The sequence below is a fragment of the [Flexibacter] sp. ATCC 35208 genome (assembly GCF_001975825.1).
In the GTDB taxonomy this organism is placed as follows: Bacteria; Bacteroidota; Bacteroidia; order Chitinophagales; family Chitinophagaceae; genus Chitinophaga.
The window spans coordinates 114944-135431 of the sequence record NZ_MTKN01000005.1 but is presented as its reverse complement, the minus strand read 5'-3'; the positions used below and the strand labels follow the sequence as shown (position 1 = coordinate 135431).

Genomic DNA, 20488 nt, shown 5'->3' with positions numbered 1-20488 from the left:
TTCCCTAATGGGAGGTGAGTACTCCATTGGGTTCAATGTCTTTAGATACCTATCCCGACGACCTCGTATTTGATAGTGTCGCCTAGCCAGCCCGCTATCGCAACCTTAATGCCTCCTCACAAATTCATTAAGGTATTTTCCCCCACTCAAAATGGGTAGTAGATTCAATTTATTTATTGTAACGTTTTCAATTGACAAGATTGGAAAATCCGAATATTATCGTACGGGTAGCCTCCGTTGACGATCAGCATTATGGTAAGACAATTACCGACGAGATGGAAGCTTCCGCCAAGGCCAGAGGGACAGGCATCGCTAAGCGTTCTCCAGAATATGTACAGCATAAAATGGAAGAAGGCAAGGCCGTGATCGCAGTTACTGACAAAGGTGAATGGGTAGGTTTTTGCTATGTAGAAGCCTGGGGCCATGAGAAGTTTGTAGCTAACTCTGGTTTGATTGTAAACCCCGCATTCCGTGGACATGGTGTGGCAAAAGCCATTAAACATAAAGTGTTCGAACTCTCCCGCGAGAAATATCCTGATGCCAAGATCTTTGGTCTGACTACAGGTCTCGCTGTGATGAAGATCAATTCCGAGCTGGGCTATGAGCCGGTAACGTACTCAGAACTGACTGACGACGAAGAGTTCTGGAAAGGATGCCGGAGTTGTGTTAACTTTGACGTGCTGACCAGCAAGAATCGTAAGAACTGCCTGTGTACTGCTATGCTCTACGATCCTGTAGAGAAAGCAAAAGAGGAAGCAGCAAAACGTGCAGCGGCAGCAGAACATTATAATGTAGTGATACAGCCACAGGTGATGGTCGCCGCAAACGGCACTATCCAGCATTCACAGCGCAAGCGTAAGTTCTCTGACAACTTCAAACTGTTCGAACGCTGGCTGCGGTATAAAAGATTCGTACTGCTCAAGAGCGGTAAAGAAAAAGAGGGAGGAAGCGGCGGCGGCGCTGCTGCTGCGAGCAAGAAAAGATTCTTCCTGTTTAATTTTTTATAGATAGACAATATTATTATCAACAATCATTATCACTATAAGTAAATGAAAAAAGTAGTACTGGGATTTAGCGGAGGACTCGATACTTCCTATTGCGTTAAATATCTGACAGAAGAAAAAGGATATGAAGTGCATTCTGTAATCGTGAATACCGGCGGTTTTTCTGAAGAAGAACTGGTGGAAATTGAAAAGCGCGCTTACAATTTAGGTGTGAAGAGCCACAAGACGGTAAATGCAGTACGCTCTTATTATGATAGTGTAATCAAATACCTCATCTTCGGAAATGTACTGAAGAACAACACTTACCCACTGAGTGTAAGTGCTGAGCGTATGAGCCAGGCACTCGCTATCGGCGAATACGTGAGAGAAGTTGGTGCAGATGCTGTAGCACACGGTAGTACCGGTGCAGGTAACGACCAGGTTCGTTTTGATATGATCTTTAATATCATGATCCCAGGGGTTGAAATCATCACCCCGATCCGTGACATGAAACTGAGCCGTGAAGCAGAAATTTCTTACCTGAAAGAAAAAGGTGTGGAAATGAACTTTGAAAAGGCTGCATACTCCATCAACAAAGGGATGTGGGGTACATCCGTAGGTGGTAAAGAGACCCTGACTTCCAACGGTTTCCTGCCTGAAGAAGCATGGCCTACACAACTTACCAAAGAAGGTACTGAGCAGGTGAAACTGAAATTTGTGAAAGGTGAACTGACTGGTGTAAACGACAAGACTTTTGCACATCCTTCCGAAGCCATCCAATACTTACAAACCATAGCAGGCCCATTTGCCATTGGCCGCGATATACACGTAGGTGATACCATCATCGGTATCAAAGGCCGCGTAGGCTTTGAAGCTGCCGCGCCTGTTATTATTATTAAAGCGCACCATGCACTGGAAAAACACGTGCTTACAAAATGGCAGCTGAGCTGGAAAGACCAACTGGCTGCATTCTACGGCAACTGGATGCATGAAGGTCAGATCATGGACCCTGTAATGCGCGACATCGAAGCGTTCTTACAGCACAGCCAGGAAAATGTGACCGGCGAAGTATTTGTAACGTTACAGCCTTACCGCTTCCAGGTAACTGGTATCGAATCTGCTTATGATCTGATGAGCAGCAAATTCGGTAAATACGGTGAGATGAATAATGGCTGGAGTGGCGAAGATGTAAGAGGTTTCAGCAAGATCTTCGGTAACCAGACTATGATCTGGCATCAGGTAACTGAGAGCGCCAACGGCGGCAAATAATTAAGAATGGCAACTGAGAAAAAAATAAATGCAGGGATCGTAGGCGGCGCAGGTTATGGTGGCGGTGAAATGATCCGTCTTTTACTCAATCATCCCAACGTAAATATATCATTCGTACACAGTCGCAGTAATGCCGGCAATCCTTTGTATGCCGTACATGCTGACCTGCTGGGCGAAACTGAGCTCACCTTTACAGGTGAACTCAGCAACGATGTGGATGTGATCTTCCTCTGCCTGGGACATGGCGAAGCAAAGAAATTTGTGGAAGACAACGACATCCCTGCACACATCAATATCATCGATCTGAGCCAGGATTTCAGACTCGGTGAAACAGCCAAAGGCCGTGAATTCGTTTATGGTCTCGTAGAGCTGAACAAAGAAAAAATTGCCAGCGCAAAGAACATCGCCAACCCGGGCTGCTTTGCCACAGCTATACAACTTGGCCTATTGCCACTGGCTAAGGCCGGTAAACTGCAGGAAGTACATACTACCGGTATCACTGGGTCTACCGGTGCCGGACAAAGTCTGCAGGCAACTTCCCATTTTACATGGAGAGCCAACAATGTAAGCACATACAAAGTGCTGAGCCATCAGCACCTGAAGGAAATACGACGAAGCTTACAGCTGTTGCAACCTTCTTTCGGAGGTGAGATCAATTTTGTACCTGTAAGAGGTGACTTCCCAAGAGGAATCTGGATCACTTCGTACCTGAACAGCGATCTGTCACTCGAAGAAGCACAGCAGCTGTATAAGGACTATTATGCAGATGCACCGTTCACACACGTGAGTGATAAACAGATTGACCTGAAACAGGTGGTAAACACCAACAAGGTCCTGATCCAGTTAGAGAAAGTGGGCAACAAACTCGTGATCCACTCTATCGAAGACAACCTGGTGAAAGGCGCCTCCGGACAGGCCATTCAGAATATGAACATCATGTACGGACTGGATGAAACTGCAGGACTGAAGCTGAAATCAATCGTATTTTAAATCTTAAGATCCTTCTTAACAATGAATTTATTCGACGTATATCCCATCAATAATATTACTATTGAGAAAGCCTTAGGTTCCAACGTTTGGGACGATCAGGGCAACCAGTACCTTGACATGTATGGCGGTCACGCAGTGATCTCTATCGGTCATACACATCCTCATTATGTAAAGCGGCTCACCGAACAACTGAACAAAGTTGGTTTCTATTCCAACTCTGTAAAGATCCCTATTCAGCAGCAACTGGCTGAAAAACTGGGCCAACTGAGCGGTAAGCCTGACTACCAGCTGTTCCTCGTGAACTCTGGCGCAGAAGCAAATGAGAATGCACTGAAACTGGCCTCTTTCTACAATGGTAAAAAGAAAGTAATTGCTTTCAAAAACAGCTTCCACGGTAGAACCAGCCTGGCTGTTGCGGTGACAGACAATCCCAAGATCGTAGCGCCTGTGAACCAGACTGACAACGTAATTTTCCTGCCATGGGAAGATGAAGCAGCACTGGAAGCGGCTTTCAAAGCCAACGAAATCTCCTCTGTGATCATCGAAGGTATACAGGGTGTAGGTGGTATTAAAGTAGCCAGCACTTCTTTCCTGCAAAAGATCAGAAGTCTGTGTGATCAGTATAATGCAGTATTCATCGCAGACAGCGTACAGTGTGGTTATGGCAGAAGCGGTAAATTCTACTCCCACGACCATGCAGGTGTGAATGCAGATATTTACACCATGGCAAAGGGTATGGGTAATGGTTTCCCAATCGGTGGTATCATCATCGCTCCTCATATCAAACCAGCTTACGGTATGCTGGGGACTACATTTGGTGGTAACCACCTGGCTTGTGCAGCAGCACTGGCCGTACTGGAAACAATGGAGAGTGAAAACCTGATTGCGAATGCAGAGAAAGTAGGTAACTACCTGATCAGCGAACTGCAAAAATTTCCACAGGTAACCGAGGTAAGGGGTAGAGGTCTCATGATCGGTATCGAACTGCCGGAGTCACTGAACCATGTGAGAAAAGAACTGTTATTTAAGCATAAGATCTTTACCGGCGAGGCGAAGCCAAATGTGATCAGGTTGCTGCCTTCACTGGCACTGACCATGGAACATGCCAACGAGTTCCTGACTGCTTTCAGCAAAGAACTGAACTAACTTTTGTTATTGACTTATTTTGTATTTTATAAAGAATAGCGGCTGAGGATTACAGATGCCAGTGGCAGGCTTTAAAAATCAAAAACTTAAGTCACTCACTAACTTTTATACTATCATCATTACAGCGCCATACAGAAAAAATGAAACAATTTATTTCAGTAGATGATGTGCCAAGTGTCCCACGGTTAGTGGATATCGCTCTGGACTACAAAAAACAGCCTTTTAAAGATAAGAAACTGGGTGAGAACAAGACCCTGGGTATGATATTCTTAAACCCAAGTCTGCGAACACGATTGAGTACGCAGGTGGCGGCAAAGAACCTTGGGATGGAAGCGGTTGTATTCAACATCGATAAGGAAGGCTGGCAACTGGAAATGAATGATGGTGCGATTATGAATGGCAGCACCTCAGAGCACGTGAAAGAAGCGGCAGCAGTGATGGGGCAATACTTTGACATCATGGCGATCCGTACTTTTCCCGGTCTGAAAGACAAGGAAGCGGATTACACTGAGAAGTACATTAACCAGTTTATCAAATATGCAGGTGTACCTGTAGTGAGCCTGGAAAGTGCGACCCTGCACCCGCTGCAGAGCCTCACCGACGTTATTACCATTGCAGAGCGCTGGCAGCAGCCACGTAAACCAAAGGTAGTACTGACATGGGCGCCGCATGTAAAAGCATTGCCACAGGCAGTACCCAATTCATTTGCACAATGGATGAATGCATGGGGTGAAGTTGATTTCGTGATCACACATCCTGAAGGGTACGAACTGGATCCAAAATTCAGTGGTAATGCGCGGATCGAATACAACCAGGATAAGGCACTGGAAGGTGCTGACTTTGTGTATGTGAAGAACTGGTCTTCTTACAAAGACTATGGTAAGATCACCTGCACAGATCCCAGCTGGATGGTGGACAACGCGAAACTGATAGGTACGAACAATGCGAAGATCATGCACTGTCTGCCAGTAAGACGAAATGTGGTGATCGCAGATGAGGTACTGGATGGTCCGAATTCGATCGTCATACCAGAAGCCGGCAACCGTGTATGGGCTGCGCAGGCTGTGTTAAGTGAGATTTTGAAGAATAAATAATATGAAGGCATCCCGCAAGGGATGCCTCCCAATTTTTAAGTAAAATATGATCGATCTTTTTGTCATTAAAGTCGGCGGTAACGTCATCGACAACCCTGCTTTGCTGGATGCTTTTTTACAAAAGTTTTCTAATATTCAGGGTAAGAAAATACTGATACACGGTGGTGGAAAGATAGCGACAAGAATAGGTGATAAACTGGGTATCGAATCAAAATATGTAGATGGCCGCCGTATTACAGATGCGGATACTATTGACGTAGTGACCATGGTATATGGTGGTTTGGTGAACAAACAACTGGTAGCAAAATTACAGGCTAACGGTTGCAACGCCATCGGTATGACAGGTGCAGACGCAAACATTATCCCAGCTGTAAAAAGACCCGTAAAAGAGATCGACTACGGATTTGTAGGAGACATCAATAACGACCAGGTACAGTCAGCACCGCTGAAAGCATTGCTGGAAGCTGACCTGACACCGGTATTCGCCTCCCTGACCCACGATGGCAAAGGGCAGATCCTGAATACAAATGCAGATACCATCGCCAGTGCGCTGGCGATTGCGATGTCGAAAATATATAACGTAAGACTGATTTACTGTTTCGAAAAGAAAGGAGTACTACACGACGCACAGGACGATAATGCCGTCATTAACCTGATCGACCGTCAAATCTATAATGAGCTACTGGCAGACGGCGTGCTGACAGACGGTATTCTTCCTAAGCTGAACAACGCATTTGCTGCGATTGAGAGTGGGGTAAATGAAGTGCTGATCGGCCATGCAGACGATGTGCTGAGCAATACCTCTGACACAGTAGCCGGCACCTTAATACGCTAACACCTATGTGGAACCAACAACTGTATGCAGACGCTGTTGAACTGTTAAAATCACTGATCGCAACTCCTTCCCTGAGCAGGGAAGAGCAGGATACTGCTAAACTGATCGGCGAATTTCTATCAGCGAGGAACATTCCTTTCAACCAGCATCTGAATAACATCTGGGCGCAAAATAAATACTTCGATCCTGCTAAACCAGTGATCGTATTCAATTCCCATCACGATACTGTAAAGCCAAACCCGCAATATACACGTAATCCATTCTCGCCTGATATTGAGGATGGCAAACTGTATGGATTGGGTAGTAATGATGCAGGTGGTTGCCTGGTCAGCCTGATCGCTACCTTCCTGCATTTCTACGATCGGCAGGATTTAAAATATAATATTATTCTCACCGCTACTGCCGAAGAAGAGATCAGTGGTCACAACGGTATCGAGAGCATCCTCGATCAGTTGCCAGCTATTGAATTCGCGATCGTAGGGGAACCTACACAAACCCAACTGGCCATCGCCGAAAAAGGCTTGATGGTACTGGATTGCACAGTGTATGGGAAAGCGGGTCATGCGGCGAGAAATGAGGGCGAAAATGCCCTTTATAAGGCACTGCCGGATATTGAATGGTTCCGTACCTATCAATATCCAAAAGTATCTGAAACACTGGGTCCTGTGAAGATGAGTGTTACCGTGATCAATACATCGAACAAAGCACACAATGTGGTGCCTGCAGATGTATCTTTTGTGGTGGATGTGCGTGTAACAGAACAGTATTCCCTGGAAGAAATTCTGGAGATCATACAGGAAAATGTGAAGTGTGAAATAAAGCCGCGTTCTATCCGTATGCGTCCTTCCGGTATTCCGCTGGACCATCCGTTTGTCCAGGCAGGCGTGCGGTTAGGAAAGACCTGTTATGGTTCACCTACCACTTCTGATCAGGCATTAATTCCATCTACTTCTATCAAGATGGGACCTGGCGATTCTGCCAGATCACATACCGCTGATGAGTTCATTTTTGTGGATGAAGTGAGACAGGGAATAGACAGTTATATATCATTGTTGGAAGAGATTATTAAAAACTAATTTGAAATGAAAATCTGGCAAAAAGACAAAGCAGCCCTTGCTGAAGTAGATAAATTCACGGTAGGTAAAGATCGTGAAATGGATGCTTTTCTCGCGCCTTTCGATGTGCTTGGGTCACTGGCACATACGACGATGCTGCAGACGATTGGCCTGCTTACAGCAGACGAATTGGCTGTGCTGCAAAAAGAATTAAAACAGATCTACAAAGAGATACAGGAAGGCAACTTTGTACTGGAAGATGGGGTAGAAGATATCCACTCCCAGGTAGAGCTGCTGCTGACCCGCCGTTTGGGTGAGGTTGGTAAAAAGATCCATAGCGGACGATCCAGGAATGACCAGGTTTTAGTAGACCTGAAATTATTCCTGCGTTCGGAGTTGCAAATATTAGTGAAGGAGGTAAAGGGCCTGTTCGACCTGTTGCAGCAAAAGAGTGAAGAATATAAAGATCGCCTGATGCCGGGGTATACACACCTGCAGATTGCCATGCCATCTTCATTTGGTCTCTGGTTTGGTGCGTATGCAGAAAGTCTGGTGGATGACCTGACGATGCTGCAGGGCGCTTACAAAGTGGTGAACAAAAACCCACTGGGTTCTGCTGCAGGATATGGTTCTTCTTTTCCGCTGAACCGTACACTCACCACACAGTTGTTAGGTTTTGACGACCTGAATTACAATGTGGTGTATGCACAGATGGGGCGTGGTAAGACAGAGAAGATCGTATCTTTTGCACTGGCAGGGATTGCGGCTTCGCTGGCAAAGATGGCGATGGATGCGACGTTGTTTATGAACCAGAATTTTGGCTTTATCACCTTCCCTGATGAGCTGACGACTGGTAGTAGTATCATGCCGCATAAAAAGAATCCGGATGTGTGGGAACTGATCCGTTCTCATTGCAATAAATTGCAGGCGTTGCCAAATGAGATTGCGATGATGATCACCAATTTACCTCTTGGTTATCACCGTGATCTGCAGTTGCTGAAGGAAAATTTATTTCCTGCATTTGGGGTGCTGAAAGATTGCATTCAGATGACAGGATTGATGTTGTCTAATATTCGCATTAAGGAGAATATTCTGGATGATGCAAAGTATCAGTACCTGTTTAGTGTGGAAGTGGTGAATAAGCTGGTGCTGGAAGGTGTGCCTTTCAGAGAAGCTTACAAGCAGGTAGGGTTGGATATAGAGAAGGGGAATTTTGCACCTGAAAAAGCAGTGCAACATACCCATGAGGGAAGTATTGGGAACCCGGGAACTGCGGAAATAAATAAAATGATGGAAGATGTGTTGAAAGGTTTTAACTTTGTCAAAGTAGATGCAGCGATTGCGGCATTGACTAAGTAGACTTACTAACCTATTTTATTAAAGGGGGTGGAATTATTCCACTCCCTTTTTCTTTGAAAATGGGTTTCATCTTCGTTGGTGAATTCCATTTTTCATGAATGTTTTCTTTGAAAATGGTTTTCATTCCCCGTTGGAGAATTTCCGCTTTCATGCATGTTTTTATCTCATAATACTTTTTATCTCTTCTACCAGTCTATCAATCTTCTTCGTACCATCCGTACGGGTAAATCGTGATCCTGTCACTTTCGACAGTCCATCTTGTTTTAATCAGTTCCTTAATTGACATACAGATTAACATTTAGGGCTCCCGACGAAAAAAAATAAGAGGCCGTATTATAAGATACAGCCTCCCTTAATTCTGGTACCAAATGGAGATAGGTAACCATTTTAGTAATGCTGAAGAGGTTTCTTTATTTTTGAAACAACTTCTTTCAATATGTGCCCCTTATAAATTAGAATCCGATATTGACCCCGGCAAAGAAATTCGTTCCGGCCATTGGGTAATACCCGTTGGAAGAGTATAACTGTCCGCCTTCTCTGTACATATAAGTATAACCATTAGGACTATACATAGCGTTCCAGATATTATTCAGCATGAACTGTACTCCCAGTTCTTTAAAGAGCTTTTGTGGTACGATATAATTGATACGCAGATCATTCGTATAATAACCATCCAGGCTGCGTTCTTTTCCGCCGGTGTTATCCAGGTACTGACGGCTTACATACTTACCTATCAAGGCTATTTCAAGGTTCTTTATTGGTTTTGCAGTCAATGTATAACCACCTACAAAAGCAGGAGAGAAAGCAATATTACTGCTGCTGGATACTACAGTATCCTGACCACCTGTATCGTAGTTATCGATATAGCTCACAAAGTTTTTCACTTTATTCTGACTGAGTGCGGCATTCAAACCAATGCTGAAATATCTGCCCAGTCGCTGTGTACCCTGTAATTCAATACCGGCGCGGTAGCTCTTAGGTATGTTAGTGCGGGTATAAGCACCTACTTCATTCAGTTTACCGGTTTGTACCAGTTGATTTTTGTAGTTCATGTAGTACACGTTCGCCTGCAATGCCAGGTCGTGTGTATGCAGGGTGTAACCGGCTTCTACATCACGCAGACTTTCAGCTTTGGGTGTTTGTAGTTTGGCTGCTTCAAAGTCATCGCGGTTAGGTTCTTTATTTCCAATAGCGAAGGAAGCATATACATCCTGTTGCTCATTGAGAGAATAGGTGATACCTGCTTTTGGATTGAAGAAGTTGTATTTGTTATGCTGAATGAGTGTAGGATTATCTTCAAAACCATCAATGTTGTATTTCACATCGCGGTATTGCAGATCTGCAAATACACGGAGGGCTTTGGTTACTTTGTATTCACCTTTCCAGTAGATGTTTGCATCCCGCTTCATCGCATCCAGGTTATAGTATTTATAATTCTTGTCGATGGCGTATTGTGCCCAGATAATTTGTCCGTTGTGATTGCCTTCGTAACGGTTCCAGCCACCACCTACACTCCAGCTGAATTTAGTGCCCTGGTAATTGACAGAGAAGATGCTACCATAGAAATCATTGTCCAGCCATAGCTGGCGGATGAGGTCTGTGCTGGTCACTTCCGCATCATTGATAACAGGGTTGGTAAGGCCATAAGCACTGTAAGCCTGTGCTTCTTTGTACTGCTCGTAATACCCTTTGCCTTTGGTATAGTGAGCCGCAACGGTGAAGTTCAGTTTATCGCTGAGGGCCTGGTTGAGGAACAACTGGTAGTTGTCCATCTGGTAATTGTCTGTTTCGTTATTATAATAAGAGCCATCCGATTTTTGTCCGGCAGAGTTATAGGTACGGTGGGTAGCCAGGGAATCCTGTGGTACGCCGTTCCATGCCTGGTAAGTTTTTTCAGTGCCAGAGGAAATGTTGAGGCGGATGGCGGTGTTTTTGGAAATATATGCGGCAGAAGTATAAAAAGCTTTGAGATTGGAGCTGGCACGATCAATATAACCATCGGAGGTGACTCTTGACAGGCGGGCATCTACGGTGAAGTGGCCGTTAATGAGCCCGGTACCTGCTTTGACTGTGTTCTTCCATGAATTGAAAGAGCCAAAGCTGTTGTAGATTTCGCCATAAGCTTTTTCCCGGTAATCGTTGGTGCTGATATTGAGAGAGGCGCCGAAAGCCCCGGCACCGTTGGTAGAGGTCCCTACCCCCCGTTGCAGCTGAATACTGCTTACGCTGGAAGCGAGGTCTGGAATATCTACAAAATAAGTGCCCTGTGATTCCGCATCATTGACAGGGATACCGTTGTTCGTAACATTGATACGGGTGATGTCCGTACCTCTTACGCGCATGCTGGTGTAACCAATGCCAGTACCTGCATCGGAGTTGGTCACTACACCTGGCATTTGATTGAGCAGGATGGGGAGATCTTGTCCCAGGTTTTGCTTTTTGATCTCTTCGGCGGTGATAGTAGATTGAGTAAATGGCGCATGCTGGCCTACGCGGAGGCTGGTGATTTCAACAGGCTGTACGAAGAGGCCGGTTTCTTCCAGTTGCAGATCGGCATTGGTACTAGTTCCGTTTGTATGCACAGCAGTGGTGAGGGGCTGAAAGCCCAGGTAAGTTGCTTTGATAGTAAAGGTGCCCTGTGAAGGGAGTAAAATGCGGTAAACCCCATTGGCATTGGAATGGGCGCCGGTATTATCGGCAGAAAGGATGCTGACAGACACGCCTTCAAGGGGGTGGCCGGTTTTTTTGTCAGTGATTATACCGGTTAGCACGGTTTGTGCATGTACCGAGACTGCGCTGAAAACCAGCCATAGCAGTAAGAATTGTCTCATGGACTCAACAGTTTAAAAAGCTACGGTATGAGGGTAGCATTAAGTTATCTGCTACGCATGTGCGTGCAGCTTGCCATATGTGGGTAAGGAAGAATTGGTTCACTTACCTTTCCTAATCAGCATTACCTGATCAGGTTCAACGGGTCTGATCTCAGCCTGATAGTAAGGCACCCCGAGGTGAAGCCGGCTGGTGGTTTTGAAAAAATGTACGATAGTACATACCGGATTCCGAAACAAAGGTATAGAGAAAAATTTTTTAAATGGAAGAAAATTGTTAAATTAGAATTGCATATATATTATCCCCCCTGGAAAGTTTTCACACGTTTTATTTTTTTTAATGTTAACCATCAATTTGTAATTGCATGATCAGACTTTCGGTCATTGGCCATCTGGGGCATGATGCTTTGAAAAAAGTCATCAACGGGAAATCAGTGCTGTCATTCAGTGTAGCACAAAATGAACAGTTTAAAGATTTAATGGGAGTAGTACAGGAGCGTACTACATGGATTAATTGTTCTGTCTGGGGGCGGGATAATCTGGGACCGTATTTAAAGAAGGGAACGCTGGTGTATGTGGAAGGCAGGCCTGTGTTCAAAGGGTATGCGGGTAAGCAGGGCGAGGTGCTGGCAGGTGTGAACATGAGAGTAGCGGAACTGGCGTTGCTGCCGGGAGCGAGGGGGGTATTGGGAACTGGAAGTGCAGGGGTAGAGGAGGAGCGAAGTGAGGAAGAATTAGAAAGGGAGAATGAAGAAGAAGATGATGATGAAGGTGTAAGAAATGATTTGCCATTTTAATGAATTTCCTTTTTAAAAGGGATAGTTTTCGTCTATAGGTCTGTTCTTTATCCCTGGTGTGATGTCGGCAGTTCATTGATATTGTCAATTTCCTGAATCTTAAAAACTCACTTTTGCCGTTGGCAGAAGTGAGTTTTTTGATTCATGTAAATGAAGAAAAAGAAATATTCAATTATTTTTTGTTCAAAAGTACTGCCTTGAAAGCCTTGACAGTAGTATATCTTATAGCTTGAGTCTATGGCCGGGTTAAAATGATAGCAGGATTTCTTTTAAAAAATATTTGGCAGGGATTAATCTTTGTCTATCTTTGCACTCTCATTGCGAGGTAGAGCAGAGGTAGCTCGTCGGGCTCATAACCCGAAGGTCAGAGGTTCGAATCCCCTCCTCGCTACAAACGAAGTCCCGGCTAGGTCGGGATTTTTTTATTTCAGGAAGTTTAGGAAAAAAATTACATGCATAAAGCAGGGTTTGTAAATATCTTCGGAAAGGCGAATGCAGGGAAAAGCACCCTCATGAACGCTCTCATTGGCGAAAAGCTCGCTATTGTATCCCCGAAGGTTCAAACTACCAGACATCGTATAACTGGTATTGTGACTACTGATGAATACCAGATTGTATTCTCCGATACCCCGGGTATTATAGATCCGCGTTACCGGTTACACGAAAAGATGATGGGCGCAGTGAAGTCAGCACTTGAAGATGCAGACGTCGCTTTGCTGATGATGGATGTGAAAGACAATGTGGCTGAAAACCTCGAACTCTTCGATTCGCTGAAACTGAAAGCAAAATGTCTGCTTGTGATCAACAAGATGGACGTGATGGAAAAGGAAAAGCTGGAAGAGATCGTGAAGCAATGTGAAGACTGGGGCAAAGCAACTGTCATCACCATTTCTGCCTTACAGAAAAAAGGTGTGGATGCGCTGCTGAAACAGATTGTCAGCATGCTTCCGGAAAGTGATCCTTTCTATCCTGAAGATACATTAACAGATAAATCTACCCGCTTTTTCGTAGCTGAAATAATCAGGGAAAAGATCTTTCATCTGTATGAAGAAGAGATCCCTTATCACACAGCAGTAGTGGTGACACAGTACCAGGAAAAAACAACATTGACGAAAATCTCTGCGGAGATTATTGTGACGAGAGATACACAGAAAGGAATTATCCTGGGCGATAAAGGAACAGGCATCCGCAGACTGGGTACCATGGCGCGTGAAGACATTGAAAAGTTTATTGGTCAGAAAGTGTTCCTTGAATTGTTTGTGAAAGTGAGAGGTAAGTGGAGAGACAATGATCTTTATCTGAAAGAATACGGTTATTAATTCTGAATAGAGACGGCTCTCTAACAGAACATATAGGTTTTAAGTTTAGTAATTTTTAAAATATTATGGCTGGATTTACAGTAGCAATTGTCGGTCGTCCTAATGTGGGTAAGTCTACCCTGTTCAACCGTTTGCTGGAACAGCGCAAAGCCATTGTGGATGACGTCTCTGGCGTAACGAGAGATAGACAGTATGGAGTGGCAGACTGGAATGGCAGATCTTTTAACGTAATTGATACCGGTGGTTTTGTACACGGTAGTGATGATGTATTTGAACGTGAGATCCGCAAGCAGGTAGTGATTGCCATGGAAGAAGCAAACGTGCTCCTTTTCATGTGTGATGCTGCTACAGGAATTACCGATCTTGATGATAATATGGCGGAACTATTGCGCCGCTCTTCCAAACCTGTTCTCCTGGTGGTGAACAAAGTAGATAACAACAATCGTATGTTGGAAGCTGCTGAGTTTTACAGTCTGGGCTTCGAAAAGGTATTCTTTATGTCTTCTATGAGCGGTAGTGGTAGCGGTGAGTTACTCGATGCAGTAGTAGAACTGATGCCTGAAGAAGAGGTGAGAGATGAAGATGCAGAAGCAAAGGAAATCCCAAAGATTGCCATCATCGGTCAGCCGAATGTAGGTAAGTCTTCCCTGCTGAATGCATTGATTGGTGAAGAGCGTAATATCGTTTCCGATATTCCGGGTACAACCAGAGATACGATTCACACGCATTACAAAATGTTCCAGAAAGATTTTGTACTGATCGATACAGCGGGTTTACGCCGTAAGTCGAAGGTACATGAAGACCTGGAATTCTATTCAGTGATCCGTGCGATCAAAGCAATGGATGAAGCGGATGTATGTCTGTTACTACTGGATGCGGTAATGGGTATCACTGCGCAGGATCTGAACATCTTTAGCCTGGCTGCCCGTAAGGGGAAAGCGATTGTGATCCTGGTGAATAAGTGGGATCTGATTGATGATAAAAAGACAAATACTGCCCGTGATTACGAAAAGCAGCTGAAAGAAAGACTGGCGCCATTCAACGATGTGCCTATCATCTTTACTTCAGTGGCAGAGAAGCAACGTATATTCAAAGCAATCGAAGAGGCACTGCGTGTGTACGAAAACCGTCAGCGTAAAGTACAGACTTCCAAGCTGAACGATGTGATGCTGAAGGCGATTGAGGCATTCCATCCACCTGTAGTAAGGGGTGTACCTATTAAAATTAAATATGTGACCCAGTTACCTACGTATACGCCTGCATTTGCATTTTTCTGCAACCTGCCGGAGGATGTGAAACTGCCGTATCGTAACTACCTTGAAAATCAATTGCGTACAAACTTTGATTTCCAGGGGGTACCGCTTAAATTGTTCTTCCGGAAGAAATAACGACCGTTTTTTAATAAAATTAGGGCAAAAGTGTTTTATAATTAAAAATAACTATATACCTTTGCCCATCTTAAAATTATCAAAGCATGAAAAAATTATTCTTTTTAGCAGCTGCTGCTGGTATGTTCTTCGTAGCTTGTAACGGTGGTTCTACTCCTGCTACAGATTCTACTGCTACAGCTCCAGCTGTTGATTCAGTTGCTACAGCTCCAGCTGCAGATTCAGTTGCTACTCCAGCTGTTGATTCAGTTGCTGCTCCAGCTGCAGATTCAGTTGCTAAGTAAGACTAACGTTTTACAAGAAATTTGCCTTCCTGCATGCAGGAAGGCTTTTTTGTTTTTAGGATATTCATGTTGTATTAAAAAAAATCCGCCGTTGATAACTGATGTCGTAAGCATCAGTTATCAACGGCGGAAAAAGATGGCCTGCGGCCGGCTTTAAAATCGATAATTAATCGTTTTTCTCTTTATTCAGCACTTCTATTGCTTTCTTCATCATGCCATCATTCTGATTCAGCGACTCCCAATATCCTTCATAACTCCAAATCTGTCTCGCTAATATTGCTTTCAACCTGTTTTGTATTTCAATTTCATCATGCGGTTTCAATCCACTCAAACCTTTTATACTATCACGTTCTGCATAACTCTTGAATGCACTCATTATGCTGGCCGGTACCTGGTACTGGTTTACAAACTGTGATGCATCTTTATATTGTTTGAACTCATCTTTGTGACCAATGTAATATTGATATACAAAATTACTGAAGGCACTACGGGAATACATACTTGAAATCACTGGTGAGAAACGGCTGGTATCAAATGGCATGAAGAGGTCCGGTGTAATACCACCACCGCCATATACCACTCTTCCATTTGCCGTCTTGTATTTTACGGTATCCAGTACTTTGATGCTATCCTGGTTTACAAATTCACCATGATTGAAACGGTTCAGGATATCTTCATCATATGCCTCGCGACCATTGGCGTACGACTTCTGAATGCTTCTGCCAGAAGGGGTGTAGTAGCGGGCTACAGTAAGACGCAGTGCACCACCGTTGCTCAGATCGAACTGTTCCTGTACCAGGCCTTTACCAAATGTACGACGGCCGATGATGGTACCGCGATCCCAATCCTGTACAGCACCTGCCAGTATTTCGCTGGCACTTGCAGAACCTTCGTCCGTCAGGATAGCGAGTGCACCATGTTCAAACAAACCAGGTTTCTCACATTTATAATCTGTACGGGGATAGCTCTTACCTTTTGTATAAAGGATCAGTTTATTATCATCCAGCAGTTCGTCTGCAATACGGGTAGCTGCATCGAGGTAGCCACCTGGATTCTGACGCAGGTCGATCACCAGCTTCGTCATCTTTTGCTTTTGCAGGTTGCGCAGTGCAGCCATGAATTCATCGAAAGTATTGCCGCTGAACTTACTTATTTTAATATACCCGATCTCAGGAGTGGCCATATAACTGGCATCCACGCTATACAGTGGAATGATGCCCCTGGTGATCTGGATAGGACGCAGCTCATGGTTACGCATCATGGTCACCATTACTTTGGAACCTTTCGGGCCCCGCAGTAACTGACGGATCTTGTCGCTGGTAATATTATTACCCGCTACCAGGCTGTCATTTACCTTGATGATCTTATCGCCGGTCTGTACACCAGCCGTCTCTGAAGGACCACCGGCGATGACGGAGATAACATTAACAGTGTCTCCGGTAATGTTGAATTCCACACCGATGCCCTGGAAGTTGCCATCCAGATCTTCATTCACCTCTTCCACACTGGAAGGGGGGATATAGATAGAGTGGGGGTCAAGGTGGGTGAGGAGGCCTTCGATAGCTTCCTGTTGCAGATCGCCCAGTTGCAGGGTATCAACATATTTCACTTTGAGAAGGTCCATGACTTCCTGTAAAGGTCCCTTGTCTACCCGGCTAAAGAGGAGCGTTTGCGCTCCGGTGTTAGACCCCGGCATTTTATGGCCCAGATACATTCCCAATGCCAGTACTACGGCTAAAAGTAATGGTAAAAAAACATTCAATTTCCTGTTCGACATAACTTCGATATTAAGATTGCGGCAATGTCCGCTGCGCTGTGGCCATTTTTAGGTAATTTTTACAGCAGTAGTATATATAATCCTGTTTTGTTTAACTTGTGGGGCAAAAATAGTATAATAACATATAATCATCACCTAAACCTCAAACCTTAACGGGCGTGTCATGAAAATAAAGCTAATCGCAGATAGTGGGTCCACCAAGGCGGATTGGTGTTTAACGGGGGGCAATGAGACAGGACATTTTGCTACACAGGGCATCAGCCCTTATTTTTTAAGCGCTCAGCAGATCAGGGAAATCCTTGAAAAGGAGCTGTTACCACAGTTACCAGCAGATGTAGAGATTGCAGAAATCTTTTATTATGGAACCGGCTGTTTACAGCCAAAGAGTGTACAGATCGTACAAACAGCCCTACAATCTGTATGGCCACATGCTGCTGTTGATGTAAAACATGACCTGATGGGGGCTGCAAGGGCATTGTGTGGCAGAGAACCCGGTATAGCCAGTATTTTGGGTACAGGTTCCAATTCTGGTTTTTATGATGGCACAACCATTGTAAAGAATAATCCAGGACTGGGTTATGTACTGGGCGATGAAGGCAGTGGTGCCGTACTGGGCAAAAAGTTGTTGCAGATGTACCTCTACAATTCATTTGACGAGGAACTGAAGAGTCGCTTTGACTACATGTATAATACTACGAACGATGAAATCCTGGAAAATGTATACCGTAAACCATTGCCTAACCGTTACCTGGCTGGTTTTGCGCGTTTTTTGGGAGAGAACAGAGGGCACTATATCATAGAGAACATCCTCGAGGATGGGCTAAACGAGTTTTTTTTCAATCACATCTATAAATACAGCGAGAGCTGGACACATCCGCTGCACTTCACTGGTAGCATAGCCTGGAACTTCAGGGATATTCTGCAGGAGTTGTGCGAGCTGTATGAGCTGCAGCTGGGAAGGATATTACGGAGCCCTATGGAAGGGTTGCTGGAGTATCATCAAATTTAAAATCTATCAATCGAAAATGTCTTTTCAGAGAACCACTGAACAACCTTCACACTATAGACATCTGGAGAAGATGAGTGTGCAGGAGATCCTGAGTAATATAAACCAAGAGGATAAAACTGTACCCCAGGCTGTTGAAAAAGCGCTTCCTCAGATAGAGAACCTGGTGACGGTGATTGCCGATAAGATGCTGGCTGGTGGCCGGTTATTTTATATGGGCGCCGGTACCAGCGGCAGACTGGGTATTGTAGATGCGAGTGAGTGCCCACCTACATTTGGAGTGCCATTTGGGTTGGTGATCGGGTTGATTGCAGGGGGAGATGCGGCCATACGCAAGGCAGTGGAGTTTGCAGAGGATGATACGCAGCAGGGATGGAAAGATCTTTTAGCACATAATATTTCCGAAAAAGATGTGGTGGTAGGGATTGCGGCGAGCGGCACCACCCCTTATGTAATAGGTGCATTGAATCAATGCCGGGAGGCGGGAATAGTGACAGGGAGTATTTGTTGTAATGCTGGTGCACCCTTATCAGCAGCGGCAGATTACCCGATCGAGGTGGTGGTAGGGCCTGAATTTGTGACAGGGAGCACCCGTATGAAGAGTGGAACGGCGCAAAAGCTGGTGTTGAATATGATTTCGACGGCGGTGATGATACAACTGGGACGTGTAGAGGATAATAAGATGGTAAATATGCAGCTGACGAATGATAAACTGGTGGATAGAGGGGTGAGAATGCTGATGGGACAGTTGAACCTCAGTGATTATGAGCAGGCGAAGGCGTTATTGTTGAAAGCCGGCAGTGTGAAAAAAGCAATGGAGGACTACCGTTAATAATTGCAGTTTTTTCCTGAAATTTGTGAAAACACTAATTTCAGGAAAATAGCCCATGCACGAGATAGAACCATTTTACAACTGGCGACATTTATATAGTGCCGAGGAGGATGAAAGCTCTCCTTTCTATGGAAGAGAGTACAGTGAATTCACCTTTTCGAACACAGTATATAATTATTATGTTCACCCTCAGTGGGATGAATTCGGTTCCAGGAACCTGTATATGAAAGTCCTATATGCTGATTATCAGTTCAATTACGTCATAATAGAGCTATTGGGAGAGTGGAATGACGCCATTGAAAATGATATAATGACCCTGAAAAGGGACATTATAGATGTGATGATTGCCACAGGAATCAGAAAATTTCTATTAATTACTGAGAATGTAATGAACTTTCACTCCTCTGATGATTGTTATTATGAAGAGTGGTGGGATGATATAAAAGACGACGGTGGGTGGATAGTGGCGATGAATATGCCGGTACAGACCCGGCAGGAGTTCGAGAAAGCACATCTGGACAACTATGTACATCTGCTGGATGTTGAGAAATGGCGGCCTTATCAGCCCCATCATATTTTCAATGAGATCGATAACCTGATGATGCGCAGGTTGGAATAGTCATCGTATCAGGGTAATTCAAAAATTCCACGTGACCTTGTGTCGGGTGAGAAAATTCTTTTCCCTACCTCATTGGATATGAGCACCAATGAGGTTTTGATCCACGCGAAATATGAGAAATATCATTTGGTTTTTATTTTTCCCGCTTTAACTTTGCGCGATATATTCGAATAATTATCATATCATCTTTTAAGGAAGCTAATTTTACTTATGAAGTGGTCACAGTTTTTTAATACCTCTATCGGTAAAAAATTATTAGTGGGTGCTACCGGCCTGTTCCTTTGTAGTTTTGTTATTGTGCATCTTGTAGGTAATCTTCAGCTGCTGCTCAATGACAACGGGGAAGGCTTCAACACCTACGCGGATTTCATGGCCCACAACGAACTGATCCAGCTTGTGGCATGGGGTTTAAAAGTCGCGGTAATTATCCACTTCTGGGTTGCATTACAACTTACTTTCAGTAACAGAAAAGCCCGTCCGGTTAAGTATGCAGTAAACCCAGGTAATCAGACTTCTTCCTGGTTCAGCCGTCAGATGGCGATCATGGGAAGTATTCTGCTGGTATTCCTGCTCATTCACCTGAAAGATTTCTGGTGGGCTATGCACTACGGTGATTTGCCTAAAGGAAATTTCGGAGGTAAAGAAGTGACTGACCTGTACAGCACCGTGTACACAGCGTTTACCACTCAGCTGTGGCTGGTGATCCTGTACGTTATCGGTATGGTTGGTTTGTCTTTCCACCTGATCCATGGTTTTAAGAGTGCTTTCCAGACCTTTGGTCTGAACCATGTAAAGTACAATGGCCTGATCAATTTTGTAGGTGTATGGGTATTTGGAGTACTGATTCCTATTGGTTTCGCGCTTATTCCCGTGATTATCTATTTTAAACATTAAGTAAAGTAAGGAG

The 20488-nt window shown here is 44.5% G+C and carries 18 protein-coding genes, 1 tRNA gene and 1 riboswitch; of the genes, 17 read left to right on the top strand and 2 right to left on the bottom strand.

Annotated elements, in window-relative coordinates; genetic code table 11:
- Nucleotides 1-191 precede the first annotated feature (191 nt).
- From BW716_RS05570 to argH, 8 genes are all read left to right on the top strand, one after another.
- Nucleotides 192-1007: a GNAT family N-acetyltransferase gene (locus BW716_RS05570; RefSeq protein WP_235643498.1), complete on the top strand. Its 816-nt coding sequence runs from the start codon at nucleotides 192-194 to the stop codon at nucleotides 1005-1007.
- A gap of 42 nt (nucleotides 1008-1049) precedes the next feature.
- Nucleotides 1050-2252 (top strand): argininosuccinate synthase, encoded by a 1203-nt coding sequence (locus BW716_RS05565; protein ID WP_083721537.1) that lies wholly within the window; start codon nucleotides 1050-1052, stop codon nucleotides 2250-2252.
- Nucleotides 2253-2258: 6 nt separating this feature from the next.
- Nucleotides 2259-3242: an N-acetyl-gamma-glutamyl-phosphate reductase gene (gene argC, locus BW716_RS05560; RefSeq protein WP_083721536.1), complete on the top strand. Its 984-nt coding sequence runs from the start codon at nucleotides 2259-2261 to the stop codon at nucleotides 3240-3242.
- 21 nt (nucleotides 3243-3263) lie between these two features.
- Nucleotides 3264-4388, top strand: a complete 1125-nt coding sequence (locus BW716_RS05555) for an aspartate aminotransferase family protein (RefSeq protein WP_083721535.1) — start codon at nucleotides 3264-3266, stop codon at nucleotides 4386-4388.
- Nucleotides 4389-4528: 140 nt separating this feature from the next.
- Complete coding sequence (locus BW716_RS05550) at nucleotides 4529-5482, top strand: N-acetylornithine carbamoyltransferase (RefSeq protein ID WP_083721534.1); 954 nt, start codon at nucleotides 4529-4531, stop codon at nucleotides 5480-5482.
- Nucleotides 5483-5528: 46 nt separating this feature from the next.
- Nucleotides 5529-6317 (top strand): acetylglutamate kinase, encoded by a 789-nt coding sequence (gene argB, locus BW716_RS05545; RefSeq protein WP_083721533.1) that lies wholly within the window; start codon nucleotides 5529-5531, stop codon nucleotides 6315-6317.
- Between the two features lie 5 nt (nucleotides 6318-6322).
- The gene (locus BW716_RS05540) at nucleotides 6323-7393 is read left to right on the top strand and encodes a M20 family metallo-hydrolase (RefSeq protein WP_083721532.1); all 1071 of its coding nucleotides are present in this window, start codon (nucleotides 6323-6325) and stop codon (nucleotides 7391-7393) included.
- A gap of 6 nt (nucleotides 7394-7399) precedes the next feature.
- Nucleotides 7400-8731, top strand: coding sequence for an argininosuccinate lyase (gene argH, locus BW716_RS05535; protein WP_083721531.1), 1332 nt, complete (start codon nucleotides 7400-7402; stop codon nucleotides 8729-8731).
- A gap of 452 nt (nucleotides 8732-9183) precedes the next feature.
- Here the strand turns inward: argH and BW716_RS05530 are convergent, their stop codons facing one another.
- On the bottom strand, nucleotides 9184-11562 hold the full coding sequence (locus BW716_RS05530; RefSeq protein ID WP_083721530.1) for a TonB-dependent receptor: 2379 nt from the start codon (nucleotides 11560-11562) through the stop codon (nucleotides 9184-9186).
- Nucleotides 11563-11654: 92 nt separating this feature from the next.
- A riboswitch (TPP riboswitch) is annotated at nucleotides 11655-11747 on the bottom strand.
- A gap of 177 nt (nucleotides 11748-11924) precedes the next feature.
- Between BW716_RS05530 and BW716_RS05525 the strand changes: the two genes are divergently transcribed.
- From BW716_RS05525 to BW716_RS05505, 5 genes are all read left to right on the top strand, one after another.
- Nucleotides 11925-12356 (top strand): single-stranded DNA-binding protein, encoded by a 432-nt coding sequence (locus tag BW716_RS05525; RefSeq protein ID WP_083721529.1) that lies wholly within the window; start codon nucleotides 11925-11927, stop codon nucleotides 12354-12356.
- Between the two features lie 319 nt (nucleotides 12357-12675).
- Nucleotides 12676-12747: transfer RNA gene (locus tag BW716_RS05520), tRNA-Met, on the top strand.
- Between the two features lie 61 nt (nucleotides 12748-12808).
- Nucleotides 12809-13675: a GTPase Era gene (era, locus tag BW716_RS05515; protein WP_083721528.1), complete on the top strand. Its 867-nt coding sequence runs from the start codon at nucleotides 12809-12811 to the stop codon at nucleotides 13673-13675.
- A gap of 65 nt (nucleotides 13676-13740) precedes the next feature.
- A complete protein-coding gene (gene der / locus BW716_RS05510) occupies nucleotides 13741-15063 on the top strand; it encodes a ribosome biogenesis GTPase Der (protein ID WP_083721527.1) in 1323 nt (440 codons plus the stop codon).
- A gap of 86 nt (nucleotides 15064-15149) precedes the next feature.
- Nucleotides 15150-15347, top strand: coding sequence for a hypothetical protein (locus tag BW716_RS05505; RefSeq protein WP_083721526.1), 198 nt, complete (start codon nucleotides 15150-15152; stop codon nucleotides 15345-15347).
- 166 nt (nucleotides 15348-15513) lie between these two features.
- On the opposite strand, the gene BW716_RS05500 is transcribed toward BW716_RS05505, so the two are convergent.
- On the bottom strand, nucleotides 15514-17124 hold the full coding sequence (locus BW716_RS05500) for a S41 family peptidase (protein ID WP_083721525.1): 1611 nt from the start codon (nucleotides 17122-17124) through the stop codon (nucleotides 15514-15516).
- A gap of 163 nt (nucleotides 17125-17287) precedes the next feature.
- On the opposite strand from BW716_RS05500, the gene BW716_RS05495 reads away from it, so the two are divergent.
- From BW716_RS05495 to BW716_RS05480, 4 genes are all read left to right on the top strand, one after another.
- Nucleotides 17288-18133 carry an N-acetylglucosamine kinase gene (locus tag BW716_RS05495; protein ID WP_083721524.1) on the top strand — a complete coding sequence of 282 codons (846 nt, stop codon included), beginning with the start codon at nucleotides 17288-17290 and terminating at the stop codon, nucleotides 18131-18133.
- 16 nt (nucleotides 18134-18149) lie between these two features.
- Entirely contained in the window at nucleotides 18150-18962 is an 813-nt protein-coding gene (murQ, locus tag BW716_RS05490) for an N-acetylmuramic acid 6-phosphate etherase (RefSeq protein ID WP_083721523.1), read from the top strand.
- 55 nt (nucleotides 18963-19017) lie between these two features.
- Nucleotides 19018-19581 (top strand): hypothetical protein, encoded by a 564-nt coding sequence (locus tag BW716_RS05485; protein ID WP_083721522.1) that lies wholly within the window; start codon nucleotides 19018-19020, stop codon nucleotides 19579-19581.
- A gap of 210 nt (nucleotides 19582-19791) precedes the next feature.
- Complete coding sequence (locus BW716_RS05480; RefSeq protein WP_083721521.1) at nucleotides 19792-20475, top strand: succinate dehydrogenase cytochrome b subunit; 684 nt, start codon at nucleotides 19792-19794, stop codon at nucleotides 20473-20475.
- Nucleotides 20476-20488: the final 13 nt, after the last annotated feature.